The sequence below is a fragment of the Pseudooceanicola sp. NS-SX8 genome, assembly GCF_057380755.1.
In genome coordinates this window covers 892497-909971 of sequence record NZ_CM170819.1, presented here as the reverse complement: position 1 = coordinate 909971, position 17475 = coordinate 892497, and the positions used below count along the sequence as shown (strand labels likewise).

The window sequence follows — 17475 nt, the reverse complement described above, 5'->3', positions numbered from 1 at the left end:
CAAAGCGCGGCCCGGGATCCTGCCCCGGGCCGCGCTGTCGCAGCTATGTCTCGCGGTGCGAGCTTACTTCAGCGCGTCCCAGGACGCCTGGATGTCATGGCCGACGTCTTCGGCGGACTTGCCACCGACGTAGTCCACCATGCCGGTCCAGAAGGACCCGGCGCCCACGCCGCCCGGCATCAGGTCGGAGGCGTCGAAGCGGAAGGTGGTGGCTTCCAGCAGGATGTCGTTCATCTTCTTCAGGGTCGGATCCCCGAAGACGGAGGTATCGACATCCTTGTAGGGCGTCAGGAAGCCGGACAGGGCCATCCAGGTTTCATGCGCCTCGGTGGTCTGCAGGTACTTGATCAGATCCTGCGCACCCGGGCTGTCGTTGGTGATGGCCCACAGGGTGCCGGCACCCAGAACCGGGGTGCCCAGGTCCTTCTCTTCGTAGGCCGGGAAGTAGAAGAAATCGACATCTTCGCCGACCACGGCATCATCGGGGAAGAAGGTCGGGATGAAGGACGCCTGCTTGTGCATGTAGCACTGCGGCGGCAGATCGAAGAGACCCAGCGGGCTGTCGCGGAAGTCGGTCGCGGCGACACCGTTGGCCCCACCGGCCACGTAGTCGTCATTCTTGGCGAACCAGCCGAATTCCTCGATCGCGTTGACCACCTTCGGATCGTCGAAGGGCATGTCGTTGCTGACCCAGTCGTCGTATTCCTCGGGGGTGACGGTGCGCAGCATCAGGTCTTCGACCCAGTCGGTCGCCGGCCAGCCGGTCGCGGCGCCGGAGCCCAGGCCGATGCACCAGGGCGTCTCGCCGTCCGCGGCGATCTGCTCGGTCAGGGCCTTCATCTCTTCCATGGTGGTGGGCACTTCGTAGCCGGCATCCTCGAAGTTCTCGGGCATGTACCAGACCAGGGACTTCACATCGACCTTGAAGAAGAACCCGTAAAGGTGATCGTCACCCTGCGGATCCGCGAAGGTGCCCAGGTCCACCCAGGACTGGCCAGCGGCGTAGTGTTCCTTCACCCAGTCGTCGGTGCCATCGGCCAGCGGCGTCAGGAAACCGTTGCGCGCCATGTCCTTGGCCAGACCCGGCTGCGGGAAGATCGCGATATTGGGGGCGGAGCCCGCCTCCGCGTCGATGACGATCTGCTGTTCGAAGCTGTCGGAGCCGACATAGGACACTTCGTGCCCCGTCGCCTTCGCGAAACCGTCAAGCACCTGCTCGACCTGTTCCTGGTCCGGGCCCAGCCAGGGACCGAACACCGTGACGGTGTCTGCATGCGCCACCCCGGCCGCCAGGGCCAGTGTTGCGACACCAGTGAAAAGCGAAGATTTCATAGCCGTTTCCCTCCCGAATACGCCATGCGTGTCCTGTGAGCGCCGAATCCGTTTCAAAGCGCTTTGAAGCACGCCTTTTAAATGACACGGGCACACGTGATGTCAACAAGTCGCGACAAAATGCATGTTTTCCAAGGCAAAGGTCAGCATTTCCGCCCTAACTTCGAAGCCCATTGACCTGCAGAGCCTTTGATTGCACACAGAATGTCGTCGCAGTTTTCAAAGCGCTTTGGACGGCCGGATGAATCTCAAAACCCTCGCAGAAGCCCTCGGACTTTCGCAGACCACCGTCAGCCGTGCCCTGAACGGCTACCCGGAAGTCAGCGAAGCGACACGTCGTCGCGTGCAGGAGGCCGCGGTGCAGTTCGGCTATCGTCCGAACAGCCGGGCCAAGGGGCTCGCGACCGGGCGCGCCATGCTGATCGGGCAGTTCGTCCCGACCTCCGAACAGCATGAAATGGTCAACCCGGTCTTCGGGGATTTCGTCTCCGGGGCCAGTCACGCCCTGTCCCGGCATGGCTACGACATCCTCCTCACACGTGTGCCGGGCGCGGACGAAGGCAATGTCTACCGTGAATTTCGCGCCCGTGGCGCGGTCGATGGCGTGATCATCCAGGCGCCGGAGGTCGATGACCCCCGCATTGCCCTGCTGAACGAGATCCGCCTGCCCTATGTCGTCCACGGCCGCTGCACCGGGGTCACCGCGCCCTTTTCCTGGGTCGATGTGAACAACACCCAGGCCTTCCGCCGCGCCACCGAATTCCTGATCCAGCTGGGCCATACCCGGATCGCGCTGATCAACGGGCTGGAACGGATGGATTTCGCCTTCCGTCGCCGCAAGGGCTATGTCCAGGCGCTGCATGCCGCCGGCCTCACCTTCGATCCGCGCCTGCATGCCAGCGACGAGATGACGGAGGAATTCGGCTACCTGCAGACCCGCCGCCTGCTGGCGCTGGAGACGCCGCCCACGGCGATCCTGTGTTCCTCCATCATCTCCGCCATCGGCACCCGCCGCGCCCTGGAGGATGCCGGGCTGACCATGGGCCGCGATGTCTCCGTCATCACCCATGACGATGACCTCTCCTACCTGCGCAACGGGCATCAAATCCCGATCTTCACCGCCACCCGGTCCTCCGTCCGCCAGGCCGGCGAACTGCTTGCCGATGCGCTGGTCCAGCTCATCGCGGAGCCGGATCAGGATCCGATCACCCGCCTGCTCGAAGCGCAGCTCGTGGTCGGGGCCTCCACCGGCCCTGCCCCGGTCCACCCGGCCTGAAAGACCCGGCCCGAACCAATTGGCCTGAAACCCTTGGCCCGAACCAACCGACCGTCCGCGCGCGCCCCGGCTGCGCCACACCTGTCAGACCCACAGAGAGATCCCATGACCCCTTCCCGCCCCATGACCTTCTCCCGCAAGGATTTCCCCGAAGGCTTCCTCTTCGGCACCGCCACCTCCTCCTACCAGATCGAGGGGCACGCCTACGGCGGCGCGGGCTCCACCCACTGGGACACCTTCGCCGCCACCCCGGGCAACGTGGTGCGCGCTGAAAACGGCGATCGCGGCTGTGACCACTACCACCGCTACGAAGAAGACCTCGACCTCGTGAAGGGCGCGGGCTTCGACTGCTACCGCTTCTCCACCTCCTGGGCGCGGGTCCTGCCCGAAGGGCGCGGCACCCCCAACCCCGAAGGGCTCGATTTCTACGACCGGCTGACCGACGCCATGCTCGAACGCGGGATCAAGCCCTGCGCCACGCTCTACCACTGGGAACTGCCCTCGCCCCTGGCCGACCTCGGCGGCTGGCGCCACCCCGACATCGCCAAGTGGTTCGGTGACTTCGCAGAGGTCATCATGGGCCGCATCGGCGACCGCATGTATTCCGTCGCGCCGATCAACGAACCCTGGTGCGTCGGCTGGCTGTCCCACTTCCTGGGCTTCCATGCGCCGGGGATGCGCGACATCCGCGCCACCGCCCGCGCCATGCACCACGTCAACCTGGCCCATGGCACCGCCATCCAGGCCATGCGCGCCATGGGGCTGAAGAACCTCGGCGCCGTGGTGAACATGGAATGGTCCGACCCGGCCGATGACACGCCCGAAGCCCGCGCCGCCGCCGACCTCTACGACGGCTACTACAACCGCTTCTTCCTCTCGGGCATGTTCAAGCGCGAATACCCCGCCAACGTCATGGAAGGCTTCGCCCCCCATATGCCCGAGGGCTGGCAGGACGATTTCGACGTGATCGCCTCCCCCCTCGACTGGGTCGGCGTCAACTACTACACGCGCAAGCTCATCGGCCCGAACAACGGCCCCTGGCCCCACCACGAAGAGGTCCCCGGCCCCCTGCCCAAGACCTTCATGGACTGGGAGATCCACCCCGAAGGCCTTTACAAGTTCCTGAAACGCACGGCGGCCGAATACACCGGCGACCTGCCCCTGATCGTGACGGAAAACGGCATGGCCAACGCCGACGTGATCCAACCCGACGGCACGGTCAACGACGCCGAACGCCTTGATTACGTGGAAAAACACGTGGCCATGGTGAAAAGGGCGGCGGATGAGGGCGTGCCCGTGCAGGGCTATTTCCTCTGGTCCCTTCTGGACAACTACGAATGGTCGCTGGGCTATGAAAAACGCTTCGGACTGGTCCATGTCGACTTCGACACGATGAAGCGGACGCCCAAGAATTCCTACTACGCCTGGCAGAAGGCGCTGGCCTGACAGAAGGCACTGGCCTGACAGCTTGGCCTGACAGCTTGGCCTGACAGTTGCCCGTGGGGGCGCATGCGCCGCCCCCACCCATCCGTCCGGATGGACAACACCCCCGCCCCGCGCCACCATGACCCGACCCCTGCGGGAGGAGGCGGCCATGCGACTGTTTCTGCTCACCACCCTGGCGATGGTGGCCTTCGCCGCCAATTCGCTGCTGAACCGACAGGCCCTCTCCGAGGCGGAGAGCGGGCCCGCCGCCTTTGCCGCCATCCGGGTCTGTGCCGGGGCCGCCGTGCTCCTGCTGCTGCTGGGGCTGCGCCACCGCGCCCTGCCCCCGCCCGCGCGCCCCGCGCCCTGGGCGGTGGCGGGCCTTGCCGCCTACCTGCTGGGCTTTTCCTTCGCCTATGTGTCGATGGATGCGGGGCTGGGCGCGCTGCTGCTCTTTGGCGGGGTGCAATGCACCATGTTCCTCGGCGCGCTGACCGAAGGGGACCGCCCGCCGCTGCGCCGCTGGCTGGGGGTGGGCCTCTCCCTCTTGGGGCTGGCCCTGCTCGGCGCACCAGGGGATGCCGCAACGGCGCCGCTACCGGCACTCGCCTGCATGACCCTCGCCGCCCTCGGCTGGGGGATCTACTCGTTGGCCGGGCGCCGCGTGAACGATCCGCTGGCCGCCACCGCCTGGAACTTCCTCTACGCCGTGCCCCCGGTGCTGCTGGCCCTGGCGCTGCTGCCGGACGGCGTGACGCCCTCCGCCCGGGGGATCGCCCTGGCGCTGACCTCGGGCGGAATCACCTCGGGGCTTGGCTACGCGCTCTGGTACGCGCTGCTGCCCAGGCTGGGGGCCACCCGGGGGGCGCTGGCGCAGCTCTCCGTGCCCGCCATCGCCCTGGCCCTCGCCGCCCTCCTGCTGGGAGAGGCGGTGACGCCCACGGCCCTGGCCTCGGCCCTGCTGATCCTCGGCGGGATCGCCCTCGGCCTGCTGCCCCGCCGCAGGCCCGGCAGGCCCTAGCGCCCCGCCATCTCCCCCGCCACCTCCACCGTCAGCACCAGCTTGCCCGGGTAGTCCTCCAGCAGCCCGCGCCAGCCCTCCTCCGGGGCGGCGTCCAGCACCAGCATGCCCGCGTCCTCCAGCCGACCGCCCACGGCGGCGGCACGGCGGCCGAACTTCGTCCGGTCTGCGACAAGGATCGACCGGCGGGCATTGCGGCGCATCGTCTCGCGCATCTGCACCTCGCTGGCGTGGAAATCCAGCAGGCTGCCGTCATGGTCGATCCCGCCCACCCCGTAGATCGCGAAATCCGCCCGGTAGGTTTCAAACAGCGACAGCGCCTCGGGCCCCAGGATGTCCCGGTCCGGCAGGCGCAGTTCCCCGCCCGGCAGGATGATCCGGTTCGACGGCACCTCCGACAGGGCGAAGGCGGCGTTGAGGTTGTTGGTCACCACCGTCAGCGCCCGCTTCTCCGCCAGCGCGCCCGCCACGATCGCGGGCGTCGTCCCGATGGAGATGAAGACGGTGGCGCCATCCGGCACCTCCCGCGCGACCGCCCGGGCGATCGCCGTCTTTTCCTCGAAATGCAGCACCGCGCGGGCGTGGTAGGGCAGGTTCGCCTGGCCCTCCATGTACTCCGCCCCGCCGTGCAGCCGCCGCAGCTTCGCCTCCTCGCAAAGCGCGTTGATGTCCCGCCGGATCGTATGGGCGGACACGCCGAAGGCCCCCGCCAGGTCCTCGACCATCACGCGGCCGTCCCGCCGCGCCATCTGCAAAATCTGTTCCCTGCGGTCCATCGCGCTCACTTCGGCATGTCTCATGCTCTCTTGAGCGCGCTTTCATGTCAGTTTTGCTACGTTTCCCCGAAGTTCCTGCAAAGTCTTCGGACCAGCAAAGTATTCGGGGCCGCAAAGTCTTCGGGCCCGCAAAGTCTTCGGACCAGGGGCCGACACGGGGCCCGAAGCAGGCCCCACATGCAAAAGGGGAGCCGCAGCGGCTCCCCTTCTTACACACACAAAACACCAATCTTTACCCCTGCAGCAGCGCCTCCACATGGGCCGGTCCGACAGGGCGGATGCGGCTGGGGTTCAGCGCCTTGATGCCGTAGTAGCCCCGCGTGATGTGATCCATGTTCACCGTCTCGCGGATCCCCGGCATGCCGTAGATACGTTGTGTATAGGAACTTAACGCGGGGAAATCTTTGATCTGCCGCAAGTTGCATTTGAAAATGCCATGATAGGCCGCATCAAAGCGGATCAGGGTCACGAAGGTCCGGATATCGGCCTCGGTGAACTGGTTGCCCACCAGGAACTCCTGCCCCTGCAGCCGATCTTCCAGCATGTCCAGCGTCTCGAACACGCCCTTCACGGCCTCGTCGTAGGCCTCCTGGCTGCTGGCGAACCCGGCCTTGTAGACGCCGTTGTTGAAACGGTCGTAGACCACGGAATTCAGCGCGTCGATTTCCTCGGCCAGATCGGCCGGGTACAGCCGCAGGTCAGAGGGCACCAGCCCTTCGAAGGCAGTGTCGAACATGCGCACGATGTCGGCGCTCTCGTTGTTCACCATCACGTCCTGCTTCATGTCCCACAGCACCGGCACGGTGGCGCGGCCGTTCACCGCCGGATCGGCGCGGGTGTAAAGCTCATGCATGTAGCGCGCGCCGTGCAGCGGATCTTCCTCCGCCCCCGGGTAGCCACCGAACTCCCAGCCCTGCGGGCCCAGCTGCGGGTTCACCACGGTGATCGGGATCAGATCCTCCAACCCCTTCAGCGTCCGCGCCATCAGGGTGCGCGACGCCCAGGGGCAGATGTAGGCGACGTAAAGCCGGTAGCGCCCTGCCTCCGCCTTGAAGCCGCCCTCGCCGGTCGGTCCGGCCGCGCCATCGGGGGTGATCCAGTTCCGGAAGGTCGAGACCTGGCGCACGAAACGCCCCTTGGCGTCGGCCTTCTGCACCGGGTCCCAGTCCTTGGTCCATTTGCCGTCAACCAGCATGTCGTCTCTCCTTCGTCATCCTGCCGGGCCCGAAGGCCCGGCGGGGAAAATCAGTAGTAGATGAAGCTGCGCATCGACACCGACCCGAGGTCGATCTTGTCGGTCATGAACAGCAGGTTGTCCTTCTTGTCGGCCGCGCCCGCCACCGTCAGCGACGGCAGGTAGTGGTCGACCGACGGGTGCGCCACCTGCAGCAACTTGCCCAGTTTCTTCCGGTCGGCCAGCGTGTCGATGTCCCCGGCTTCCAGCCGCTCGGCGAACAGGCCGTCGAACTCCTCGGCCCAGTCCCAGGCCTCGCTGCCCTTGCCCCAGCGGACGGCGCGCAGGTTGTGCACCACGTTGCCCGAGCCCAGGATCAGCACGCCGCGCTCCCGTAGCTTGCGCAGGGCCCGGCCGATTTCCACGTGGTGCGGCAGGTCCTTCGTCATGTCGATGGACAGCTGGAACACCGGCACGTTGGCCTCGGGGTAGAGGAACTTCAGCACCGACCAGGCGCCGTGATCCAGGCCCCAGGTGTCATCGCCCTCGGCATGGTGCGAGGCCAGGATCGACACAACCTCCTTCGCCACGTCGGGCGCGCCCGGCGCCGGGTACTGCTGGTCGAACAGGACCTGCGGGAAGCCGTAGAAGTCGTGGATCGTCGTCGGCATGTTCGAGACGTTCACCAGGGTCGACCCCCGGGTCATCCAGTGCGCAGACACCACCAGGATGGCCTGGGGATGCGGCAGGGTGCGGCCCAGCTTGGTCCAGCTGCGGCTGTATTCATTGTCTTCGACGGCGTTCATGGGCGAACCATGGCCCAGGAACACCACCGGCATGCGGTCGGATGCCTTCAGGCCCTCGGCCAGCTTTTCCAGATCTTTCGAAACGGACATGGGATCCTCCTATCGTCCGCGCCGCGCGCACCCGGCGCCCGGCGGTGATGTGGCGGAGTGCACAGCACCCCTGTTGACGCCAAGATGCCCCTTGTGGCCGCCGAATGAAATGGAGAGTATGTGGAATGACTTTCCCCGCCACGTTCCGAATGATCGCCCAGATGATCCAGCAAGGTACCGCGCCATGGACCTGATCGACGGCCTCCGCGCCTTTGTCGCCACCGCCGAAACCGGCTCCTTCACCGTGGCGGCGGACCGGCTGAACATGTCCAACCGGCTGACCTCGAAATACGTGGCGGAGCTGGAGCACAAGCTGGGCATCCGCCTGCTGCAACGCACCACCCGCCGCGTCGGCGTGACACCTGCGGGCGAAGAACTCCTCGCCCGCGCGCCCGCCCTGCTGGATGAGCTGGACGCGATGCTCTCCTCCGTGACGGAGGACGGGCGCGGCTTCTCCGGCATGCTGCGCATCTCGGCACCGGTGACCCTGGGGGAGGTCTACGTGAAGGACCTCATCGCGCGCTTTGCCGCCCCCCACCCCGACCTCGTGATCGACCTGCGGCTGGATGACGACTACGCCGACCTTGCCACCGGCGGGGTCGACCTGGCCTTCCGCGTCGGCGATGCGGCGACCTCCTCGCTGAAGCGGCGCAAGCTGGGGGTGCTGGGCTCGATGGTCGTGGCCTCGCCCGCCTACCTGGCGGAGCACCCCGCGCCGGTCCACCCCGAAGACCTGCGCCAGCACGCCTGCCTGGTGGACACCAACCGCGCCGACCCGGGCCGCTGGCAATTCCGCCGCGACGGCCAGGACTTCGCGGTGCCGGTGCGCGGCCGCTTCATGGTGAACTCCGCCCGCGCCGCCCGCGACCTGGCCGAAGAGGGCCACGGCATCGCCTACTGCCCCCGCTTCGTCCTGCCCGATGCCCTGGCCGCCGGTCGCCTGGTGCCGCTGCTGCCCGGCTACGACTGCGCCACCCATGCGCTGCACGCGGTCTACCTCGAAGGCCGCAGCCTGCCCCGCAAGCTCCGCGCGCTGATCGACTTCGCCGTAGCCGACATGCGCGACCGCACCCTCGACTGAGGCGGCTGACCGAAGGGGTTTTGCCCCCCGACGCCCCCGCTCCAATGTCCCCGTAGGGTGGATGCCAATCCACCTTCAAAGGCAACCTTCGCAATCCACCTTCACAGGCAACCTTCGCAAGCAACCGTCACAGCCAACCTTCCCAGCACCCCTCCCGCCGTCCCACACCGCGCGCTCCGTTAACCCGGGCGCTCCGGCGCTTTCTGCACCGCCGCAATACCGACGCGATACCGACGTAATACCGACGTGCCGATTTCGCCCGTTTTTCCCTGTTAACACTGGCAAACAAAGGGTGAGTCGCCGCAGTGCAGTACCGACGTTGGACACGGTGGGGGTAAGCTTCGCTTAACCTCGCGCTGCGGCGCGGGCTTCCAGCCAGGTCATCTGGGCCTCCGTCTCGATCGAATCCGGGAACTGCGCCCGGATCGCCCGCGCCGCCTGCGCCGCGTCCAACCCCTGGTCGATCAGCAGCGCGGCGGCGATCATGCCCGACCGTCCCGCCCCGTAATGACACGACAACGCCACCGTCCCGCCCGCCTGCAAAGCCGCCGCAACAGCGGCCTCCTGCTGCGGCCATCCGGCAGCAAACCGGCGGCCCGGCACCTGGTAATCCCGGATCGGCAGATGCGCCATCACCATGCCGCGTTCCGCGCAGAAGGCGGCGATCTGCGCCAGCGTGCCCTCGGGCACCTCTTCGGATTCCACCAGCACGATCAGGTGCTTGCAGCCCTCCAGCGCGGGATCTTCCAGCGTTGCGCGCATCCGCCCCGCATCAAAGACCTCGGCCCCCGCCGCATCGAAGGCCAGCCCCGGGAACCCCATGGTCACGATCCGCCCTCCGCTGGGCGCGGACAGCACCGCGCGGATGCTGGTGCGGCGCCTGTTCAGCTCCACCTGCTGTTGTGGCGAATACTTCTCCGCCCCGGTTTCCGGCGCCGTTTTCGGCCCCCTGATGCTCATGCAACTCCCCCTCGATGTTCCTGGCCCGTCGCTGGCCCGAAAGCCAACCCGTGCCCGTCCCCTGCGCTGTCCCCTGCGCGGCCTTTCCGGCGTCGCGAAAGCCTACAGCAATGCCCCGCCTGCGGAAGCGGAAATGCACCTTTGCCGGGCGTTTTACCCCGCGCTGTGCATCCGGTCCGGCCAAACTCTCTGGCCAAAGCCCCGCCCGGGCGGCAAGAAGGACAGGGGCCGAAGCGCGGTCCCGCCGCCGCCCCGGGGCGGCCCGGCCATCTCCCAGGCGGAAGCAGGTAAGCCATGATCATCGTTCAACTTTCCGACCTCCACCTGCGGGACGACGGCGCCTATCTCCGCCACGATCCCGCCCAGGCCCTGACCCGCGCCTTCGACATCATCGCCCGGATGCAGCCCCTGCCGGATGCCATCCTGCTGACCGGCGACATCATCGACCGCAGCGCCGCCTCCTATGCCGGGGCGCTCCGCCTGCTCGACCGGGCGCCCTGCCCGCTGCTGCCGATCAGCGGCAACCATGACCGCCCGGCAGAATTCCGCGCCACGCTCGGCCCGACGGCCCCCTTCGCCGACAGTCATCTGAGCTTTGTCCAACCGCTTGGGCCCCTGACCCTCGTCGGGCTCGACAGCAACCGGCCCGATGGCGGCGCCGGGGTGGATGAGGCAAGGCTGGCCTGGCTGGCAGAGGTGCTGAGACAGGCGCAAACCCCTGTTTTGCTTGCCCTTCATCATCCGCCATTCGCCACCGGCGTGCCGCGGGCCGACACCGCGGGCTTCGAGATGGAGCCGCAGCTTCGCGCCCTGGTTCAGGGCAGCCGGGTCGCGCGGGTGATCGCCGGCCATGTCCATCGCGGCATCTTCACCACATGGGCCGGTGTCCCCGCCAGCACCGCCCCGGCCCTGGCCCATGCGCTGGCCCTTTCCTTCCACGACCAGGCGCCCCAGGCCCATGTGGAGGATGCGCCGGCCATGCACCTGCACCAGATGACGGCCTCCGGCCAGATGATCACCCATCCGTTCACCCTTGCCCGCACCGCAACGCCCATCGGCCTGCGCGCCCCGCTCGACGCCGCCGGCCTTGCCCGGATCGTCCACGATTGACCCCGCTCACGCACCGGCCAGGCGCCCGGACCTCCGACGAAGCCGGAAACGAAAAAATCTTCACTTTCCACGGAACCCTTAGGCTGCGGGCAACGTTGTTCAGGTACGCTTGGCTCTAGGTAACCTGAGCGTGACAGGTTACGGAGCCGGCATTCGCAGATGAAATCAGAACAGATCGACACCGCAGACGGCGGTTTCCGCCACAGCCTGCGGCATGCGACAGGGCCCGCGCATGCGCGTCTCGACAGGCTGATGGCGCGCCTCGATCTGTCCGATGTGGCGGGCCGAAATGCCTTTTCCCTCATACAACTCAGGGGCTTCCGTCGGCTGGGCCAGGCCTGTGACTGGCAGGCGGCCGAAGCGACCCCGCTTCTTTGCGCCACCGTTTCGGCGCTCGACGGCCTTCCGCTGACCCACGCGGCGCCCTGCAACGACGCGCCCCTGCACCCCGATGCCGTGGCCTATGTGACCCTCGGCTCGCAACTGGGCCTGACGGTGCTTCGGCAGGGCCTGCCAGAGGCGGACCGGACGGGCCTCTTTGCGCTGGAACCCGATCTTGCCGGGTGGAAGGCCTTTTCCACCCGCATCACCCGCCATCCCCCCGCACCGGCGCTTGCCGAGCGCATCCGCGCCGACGCCCTTCGCGCGTTCGAGATCTTCCGCCAGGAAGCCGAACGCCAAATGACCCAGACAGATCCCGTGAGCGCATGACCGACAGCTTCATCTCTACCGATACCCCCGTGGATCTGACCAACTGCGATCGCGAACCGATCCACATCCTCGGAAACGTCCAGTCCTTCGGCGCGCTGGTGGCGATTTCCGCCGACTGGATCGTGCAGCATGCCTCTGAAAACACGGCAGAACAGCTGGGCATCGCCGCGCAGGACATGATCGGCCTGCCGCTCAACCACTTCCTGCCCGCCGCCTCTGTGGAAAAGCTGCGCGCGCGGGTCGGCGCCTCCTCCCATGAACACGCGGTCAGCCGCCTGTTCGGGTTCGACCTGTTCGAGGACGGCCGCCTCTTCGATGTCTGCGGTCACCAGTCCGACCTCAGCTTCATCTTCGAATTCGAGGCAAAGTCGCGCGGCAAGGACCATGATGAGATGGCCATCGTGACCCCGATGATGCGCCGCGTCGCGGCCGAGAAGGACCTGATCGACGTCTCCCGCGTGGCGGCCCGCCAGCTGCGGGACCTGGCCGGGTTCGATCGCGTCATGGTCTACCAGTTCGGCCCCGAAGGCGACGGCAGCGTCATCGCAGAGGCGAAGGACGATCAGGATACCGAAACCTACCTCGGCATGCACTTCCCCGCATCCGACATTCCCCGACAGGCGAGGGAGCTTTACAAGCGCAGCCACCTGCGCCTGATCGCAGATGTGGATGCGCCGGTCTCCCCCATCCAGCCGCAGTTCAGCCCCGAAGGCCAGCCGCTGGACCTGTCGTTGGCTGTCACCCGGGCCGTTTCCCCCATCCACCTGGAATACCTGCGAAACATGAAGGTGCGCGCCTCCATGTCCGTGTCGATCATCATCCGGGGGGAGCTTTGGGGCCTGTTTGCCTGCCACCACCGCGAACCGCTCTACGTCGATTACGAACGCCGCACCGCGATTGAGCTTCTGGCCCAGTTCTACTCCTACGAGCTGGAGCGCCGGGAGGCCCGCAATGCCTCCGAAGTGGCAGGCCGCGCGCAGCGCCTGCACGACCGCCTGATGATGCAGCTCAGCTCCGGCGACGACCTGGCCCAGGGGTTTGACGGCATCGCCCGGGAAATCGCCCGGGTCATCCCCCACGACGGCATCGCCCTTTATACCGACGGCACCTATACCAGCCGCGGCAATGCCCCCTCGGAAGAGGATTTCCAGACCGTCGCGCGGTTCCTGAACACCGCCGCCGCCTCCCGCGTCTATGCGACCGATCACCTGATCGCCCGCCTGCCGTCGATGGCCCATGCCGTCGATACCTGCGCCGGGATCCTCGCGATCCCGATCTCGCGCAAGCCGCGCGACTACATCGTCCTGTTCCGGACAGAGGCGGTGCGCCAGGTCCACTGGGCCGGCGACCCGCACAAACCTGTCGAAGTCGGCCCCCTCGGCGCGCGGCTGACCCCCAGGAAGAGCTTCGAGATCTGGAAGGAAGACGTCGGCAGCCGGTCGGAGCTTTGGACCCAGCCGGCGCTGCGCGCGGCAGAGGCGATCCGCGTCACCCTGCTGGAAGTCGTGCTGAAACTCGCCGACGAGGTGAACATCGAACGCAAGCGCGCGCAGGACCAGCAGGAACTTCTGATCGCGGAGCTGAACCACCGCGTGCGCAACGTGCTGGGCCTGATCCGGTCTCTGGTCGGCCAGTCGCGCAAGACCAGCGAAACGATCGAGGAATTCTCCGCCGCCATCGACGGCCGCATCCATGCGCTGGCCAAGGCCCATGATCAGCTGACGGAAACGGAATGGACCGCCGTCCCCTTCCGGGAACTGCTGGAGACGGAATTGCGCGCCTACCAGGCCGGGCGCGAAGACCGCCTGACCCTGACGGGACAGGGCATCATGCTGGCGCCGGAGGCCTTTTCGACCATGGCGCTGGTGTTCCATGAACTGGTCACCAACTCGGTCAAGTACGGGGCGCTGTCCGCTCCCAACGGCCGGGTCGAGGTGAACGTGGAAACCCTGCCCGACGGCTTCTACCGCGTGACCTGGCAGGAGGTCGGCGGCCCTGCCGTGCATCCGCCCAAACGGCGCGGCTTCGGCACCACGATCATAGAAAAGTCGATCCCCTTCGAACTGGGCGGCAAGGCACAGGTGGATTTCGTCCTGACCGGCCTGCAGGCGGGTTTCCTGGTGCCCGAACGCTATGTCACCCGGATGGAGGAGACCGGCCCCGCCAGCGCCCCCCCCGAAGCGGAGGAAGACGCCGCGCTGACCTCCCTCTCCGGGACCGCGCTGGTGGTCGAGGACAACATGATCATCGCCATGGATGCCGCGGATATCCTGGGCGACCTCGGCGTCGACAGGGTACACACGGCCTCCACCGTGGCAGAGGCCCTGCGGATCGCCGAGGCGAACGACATCACCCTTGCGGTGCTGGACGTGCACCTTGGCGCCGAAACCAGCCTGCCGGTGGCACAGCTGCTGGCGGCGCGGAAGGTGCCCTATGTCCTGGCGAGCGGCTATGGCAGCCAGTCGGACAGCCTGGCGCAATTCCCTTCGGCCCCGGTGATCCCGAAGCCCTACACGATCGAAACCCTTTCCAAGGCCTTGCTGCGGTTGAAAACCTGATCGCAGGACGGCCTGCCGGGCCGGCATCCGCCGTGCTTCAGGCGATGTCGTCCGGAGGCGTGGGCAGGATCAGCGCACGAAGATCCGCAACCGCCCGTGTCGCGGCCTCCCCGCTTTCTTCGAGCGAGGTCGCCAGCACCTCTGCCCGCGCCTCGTCGACCCCGCGCCGCAGGATATTCGCGGCACTGGTCGTGACAGAGGCCAGGTTCGCCATGGCGTGCAGCAGCTCCCGCAGGGTCTGGGCGACATGCAGCCCCTGCGCGGCATCATCCGCGCTGCCCGCAGAGGCAAGCGGGGCAGAGATCACGGCCACGCGCGATACTGCCCCCTCCTGCCAGTCACATGGGAAAAGCTCCACCTCCCAGGCGGCCTGGCCCAGGTGGCTCCCCCGTTCCGCCAGGAAGCGGGCCACCGATCCGTCCAACGCGCTGGAAAGGCCTCTCTCCGCCGCATCGCGATTCACATCCGACCACAGGCCCAGCCAGGGCTGCCCGCAGACCTCCGCCGCATCGCGCCCGATCAGTTGCAGCCCGCGCCGGTTCACCGCCAGGACGCGACCGTCCTGGTCCAGCACCTTCACGCAAAGCTGGGCGCGTTCGGACAGGCTGGCGACGATTGTGGAAATGGCGGTCGAGTTCAGGGCAGGGTCGGCGTAGATCATCGGCGTGGATACAGGGAGTCTTTCATTGCCCCGAAAATATCCATCTTTGTTGTCCGGGCGGTAATAAAATCTTCCATTCCGTGGCGTTGGCCTGCAAGCTGAGGCGATTTTGCACGGAACCCTCCCGTATGGCAGCCCGCCAAGGCGCAAAACCCCAGTGTCATGCCCCGGCGTCCTACCCCGTGTCGTGCCCTGGTTCGGGGCCCCGGACGCACCACGTCAGAAGCCCCGATCCCCCCTAGTTGCTCAACGCGGCCTTCAGCGCCGCCATGCCCTCTCCCATGCCGGCAAAGTCCAACCGGAAAACGACCGGCTCCTCTCCCAGGCGCGGGCGATAGCCGGCATAGACCTCTGCCCCCTCTTCGAAACTCTGCAGATCATCGAGGCCGATGGGCAGAAGAGCCTCGCACAGTTCCTGTGAGCAGGACTGCCAGGCAAAGCTTTGCCGGTCCTCGCTGTCCTCGGCCTTGAAGGCAAAGCCGGAGGGGAAGAAGGCCCCCACGGGGACACGGGCGGCCATGTAGCTCTGGCTGCCGTCTCCGGACCAGAAGGCGAGGATCTCCGCCAGGAAGGCATTGTCGCTGGACCGCACCAGTGTCTGGCTCAGCACGCAGGCGGTCTGGTTCACGCCCAGGGCTTCGCAGGTCACGGTCCAGGCGCCGAAGCGGGACCCGTTGCTGACGGCATCCTGCGCGAAGGCGGAGCCGGCGGGGGCAAGCCCCCCGAGGGAGAGAAGCGACAGGGCGGCAAGGCGGCGCAGTGCGGAAAATTTGGGGGTCACGGAAAGCTCCTTCATCATTCAAGATCACTCAAGGCAAGGTTTTCAAAAGGTCATGGAAACGGCGATACCGATGCGCGGCGTCAGGTCGGGCGAGGTCCAGCCGTCGATGTCGTCCGACAGGGGGCGTGCCACGAAGATGTCTCCGTAGTAGCGGTCTCCCTTCAGGATGGAGACACCAGCGCCGATGCTGACGGCGGTGCCAAGCAGGGCGCCGATGCTGTCATAGGCCCGCCCGCCATCGACGAACCCGAAGGGGCGCAGACGTATCCCGTGGGGCAGGTTGATCGGCTCTGCCGCTTCCAGTTGCAGGCGCAGCAGCCAGCCCTGATCGCCCGACAGCAGGCTCGTCGGGTACCCCCGCACTGCCGCGGGGCCCGTCAGGGTGAAGGATCTCTGGGACGGCAGGTGCCCTTCCAGCAGGGCCTGGCCGGTCAGGCTGCCCGAAAGGGCCAGCCCCGCGCCGATGCGTCCGGTGGCAAAGAGCGACAGCTGCAGCGCCCCATAGGTCGTGGTCTCCTCCAGAACCGCATCTTCGAACTGGCCGACCATCAGGCGCGGTGACAGGGCCAGCTGCCCCGCCTCTGCATAGTGGCTCCAGTAGAGCCCGGCGGAAAGCTCCGTTCCCGCGTGATCCAGCGTGCGCGTCCCTAAAAGGTCAGAGGTCTCGCCATAGGCGGAAAGGCCGAAGGTGAGGGTCAGGCGCTGCGGCCGGGTGACGATGACCGGATGGGAATAGGTCAGATCGGCACTGTAGGACCTGCCCTGCATGTCGACCCCCGTGGCCGTCTCCGTCCGGGCCCCCGACAGCATGAGGCCAAGGACCCCGCCACCCGGTGTCACGGTCCGGGCGTAGCCAAGGGTCAGGCTGACCGAGCCTTCCCTCAACTGCGCCGAAGCGCTCAGCGGGTCGTTCCAGCCGGTGAGGGAACGGACCTGGTGACTCACCGTCAGCTCGGCCTCGCCCTGGGCCTCGGACCCGTAGTTATCCAGTGAAAGCAGGGTCTGGTGACGCGGCATGTCTTCGGTCCGCAGCACCAGATCGGTCGTGCCATAGTCCGCCCCCGGCGCGTAGGACAGCTCCACCGGCAGCCCGTCGGTCAGGGCCAGCCGTTCCAGCCCGGCAACGACGGCGCGGTTGTCCGCGAGGGTTCCCGGCGCAAGTCCCAGTCGATAGCTGAAGTAGCCGGGCCGGATCACCTCGGGCGTCGCGGCGATCCTTCCCAGCCGGGCTTCCAGCAGCTCCACCCGGGCAATGCCGCCTGTCACGTCACGCAGCAGGGCCTGGGCCGTGACGATCCCCGCATCGCGGTAGAGAGCATCGATGCGCCCGGGGATCGCGGCAAGACCGGCACGGTCATATCGCCGTCCCTCCATCCCCGCGACCGCAGCCTGCAACTCTGCCTCGCTGAAGTAGTCAGAGGCATTGATGAAGACGATCTGCCGAATGAAGACACCGGGTGCGGCTCTTTCTGGTGCAGGGTCCTCAGGCGGAAGGGCGGCGGCACGGGCGGCTGCCTCCGCCTCGGAGCTTGCCTGGCCTGTCCCCCCCGTGCCCGTGGCCTCTGCCGCGCCCGGATCCAGGGTGACCGCTTGCGCCATGACCCGCCCTGACCAGACGGGCTGGACCAGCGCCGCGACGGCCCATAGGGCGAGGAGTGATTTCAGCTCTGTCAGTCTCACGCTGCGGGTCCGCCTCTGCTTCCTGCGCCACGA

15 protein-coding genes are annotated in these 17475 nt (G+C 67.1%); 7 read left to right on the top strand and 8 right to left on the bottom strand.

All coding sequences use genetic code 11. The annotated features are described in order from the left end of the window. Positions 1-63: 63 nt before the first annotated feature. On the bottom strand, positions 64-1332 hold the full coding sequence (locus AC2IR1_RS04115) for an ABC transporter substrate-binding protein (protein WP_486475011.1): 1269 nt from the start codon (positions 1330-1332) through the stop codon (positions 64-66). A gap of 241 nt (positions 1333-1573) precedes the next feature. On the opposite strand from AC2IR1_RS04115, the gene AC2IR1_RS04110 reads away from it, so the two are divergent. The 3 genes from AC2IR1_RS04110 (at position 1574) to AC2IR1_RS04100 (ending at position 5054) form a co-directional block, all read left to right on the top strand. Next, entirely contained in the window at positions 1574-2608 is a 1035-nt protein-coding gene (locus tag AC2IR1_RS04110) for a LacI family DNA-binding transcriptional regulator (protein WP_486475010.1), read from the top strand. A gap of 123 nt (positions 2609-2731) precedes the next feature. After that, positions 2732-4054, top strand: a complete 1323-nt coding sequence (locus AC2IR1_RS04105; protein WP_486476370.1) for a GH1 family beta-glucosidase — start codon at positions 2732-2734, stop codon at positions 4052-4054. Between the two features lie 148 nt (positions 4055-4202). Further along, entirely contained in the window at positions 4203-5054 is an 852-nt protein-coding gene (locus AC2IR1_RS04100) for an EamA family transporter (protein WP_486475009.1), read from the top strand. Here AC2IR1_RS04100 and AC2IR1_RS04095 read toward each other — a convergent pair. From AC2IR1_RS04095 to ygiD, 3 genes are all read right to left on the bottom strand, one after another. Further along, positions 5051-5830 carry a DeoR/GlpR family DNA-binding transcription regulator gene (locus AC2IR1_RS04095; protein WP_486475008.1) on the bottom strand — a complete coding sequence of 260 codons (780 nt, stop codon included), beginning with the start codon at positions 5828-5830 and terminating at the stop codon, positions 5051-5053. The two genes, AC2IR1_RS04100 and AC2IR1_RS04095, sit on opposite strands and share 4 nt — an antisense overlap. 232 nt (positions 5831-6062) lie before the next feature. Further along, entirely contained in the window at positions 6063-7025 is a 963-nt protein-coding gene (locus AC2IR1_RS04090; protein ID WP_486475007.1) for a glutathione S-transferase family protein, read from the bottom strand. 50 nt (positions 7026-7075) lie between these two features. Further along, a complete protein-coding gene (gene ygiD, locus AC2IR1_RS04085; protein ID WP_486475006.1) occupies positions 7076-7900 on the bottom strand; it encodes a 4,5-DOPA-extradiol-dioxygenase in 825 nt (274 codons plus the stop codon). A 184-nt stretch (positions 7901-8084) separates the two neighbouring features. Here ygiD and AC2IR1_RS04080 point away from each other — a divergent pair, with 184 nt between their 5' ends. Beyond that, positions 8085-8981, top strand: a complete 897-nt coding sequence (locus AC2IR1_RS04080) for a LysR family transcriptional regulator (protein WP_486475005.1) — start codon at positions 8085-8087, stop codon at positions 8979-8981. Between the two features lie 345 nt (positions 8982-9326). Here the strand turns inward: AC2IR1_RS04080 and AC2IR1_RS04075 are convergent, their stop codons facing one another. Further along, a complete protein-coding gene (locus AC2IR1_RS04075; protein ID WP_486475004.1) occupies positions 9327-9941 on the bottom strand; it encodes a phosphatase domain-containing putative toxin in 615 nt (204 codons plus the stop codon). 294 nt (positions 9942-10235) lie between these two features. Here AC2IR1_RS04075 and AC2IR1_RS04070 point away from each other — a divergent pair, with 294 nt between their 5' ends. The 3 genes from AC2IR1_RS04070 (at position 10236) to AC2IR1_RS04060 (ending at position 14320) form a co-directional block, all read left to right on the top strand. Beyond that, positions 10236-11051, top strand: coding sequence for a metallophosphoesterase (locus AC2IR1_RS04070; RefSeq protein WP_486475003.1), 816 nt, complete (start codon positions 10236-10238; stop codon positions 11049-11051). A gap of 159 nt (positions 11052-11210) precedes the next feature. Continuing rightward, on the top strand, positions 11211-11762 hold the full coding sequence (locus AC2IR1_RS04065; protein ID WP_486475002.1) for a heme oxygenase-like domain-containing protein: 552 nt from the start codon (positions 11211-11213) through the stop codon (positions 11760-11762). Further along, positions 11759-14320: an HWE histidine kinase domain-containing protein gene (locus tag AC2IR1_RS04060; protein WP_486475001.1), complete on the top strand. Its 2562-nt coding sequence runs from the start codon at positions 11759-11761 to the stop codon at positions 14318-14320. Before AC2IR1_RS04065 ends, AC2IR1_RS04060 begins: the two co-directional genes overlap by 4 nt. A gap of 37 nt (positions 14321-14357) precedes the next feature. On the opposite strand, the gene AC2IR1_RS04055 is transcribed toward AC2IR1_RS04060, so the two are convergent. The 3 genes from AC2IR1_RS04055 to AC2IR1_RS04045 form a co-directional block, all read right to left on the bottom strand. Next, positions 14358-14981: a PAS domain-containing protein gene (locus AC2IR1_RS04055; RefSeq protein ID WP_486475000.1), complete on the bottom strand. Its 624-nt coding sequence runs from the start codon at positions 14979-14981 to the stop codon at positions 14358-14360. A gap of 238 nt (positions 14982-15219) precedes the next feature. After that, positions 15220-15762 (bottom strand): invasion associated locus B family protein, encoded by a 543-nt coding sequence (locus tag AC2IR1_RS04050; protein ID WP_486474999.1) that lies wholly within the window; start codon positions 15760-15762, stop codon positions 15220-15222. A gap of 42 nt (positions 15763-15804) precedes the next feature. Further along, positions 15805-17442, bottom strand: coding sequence for a ShlB/FhaC/HecB family hemolysin secretion/activation protein (locus AC2IR1_RS04045; protein WP_486474998.1), 1638 nt, complete (start codon positions 17440-17442; stop codon positions 15805-15807). Between the last annotated feature and the right edge of the window lie 33 nt (positions 17443-17475).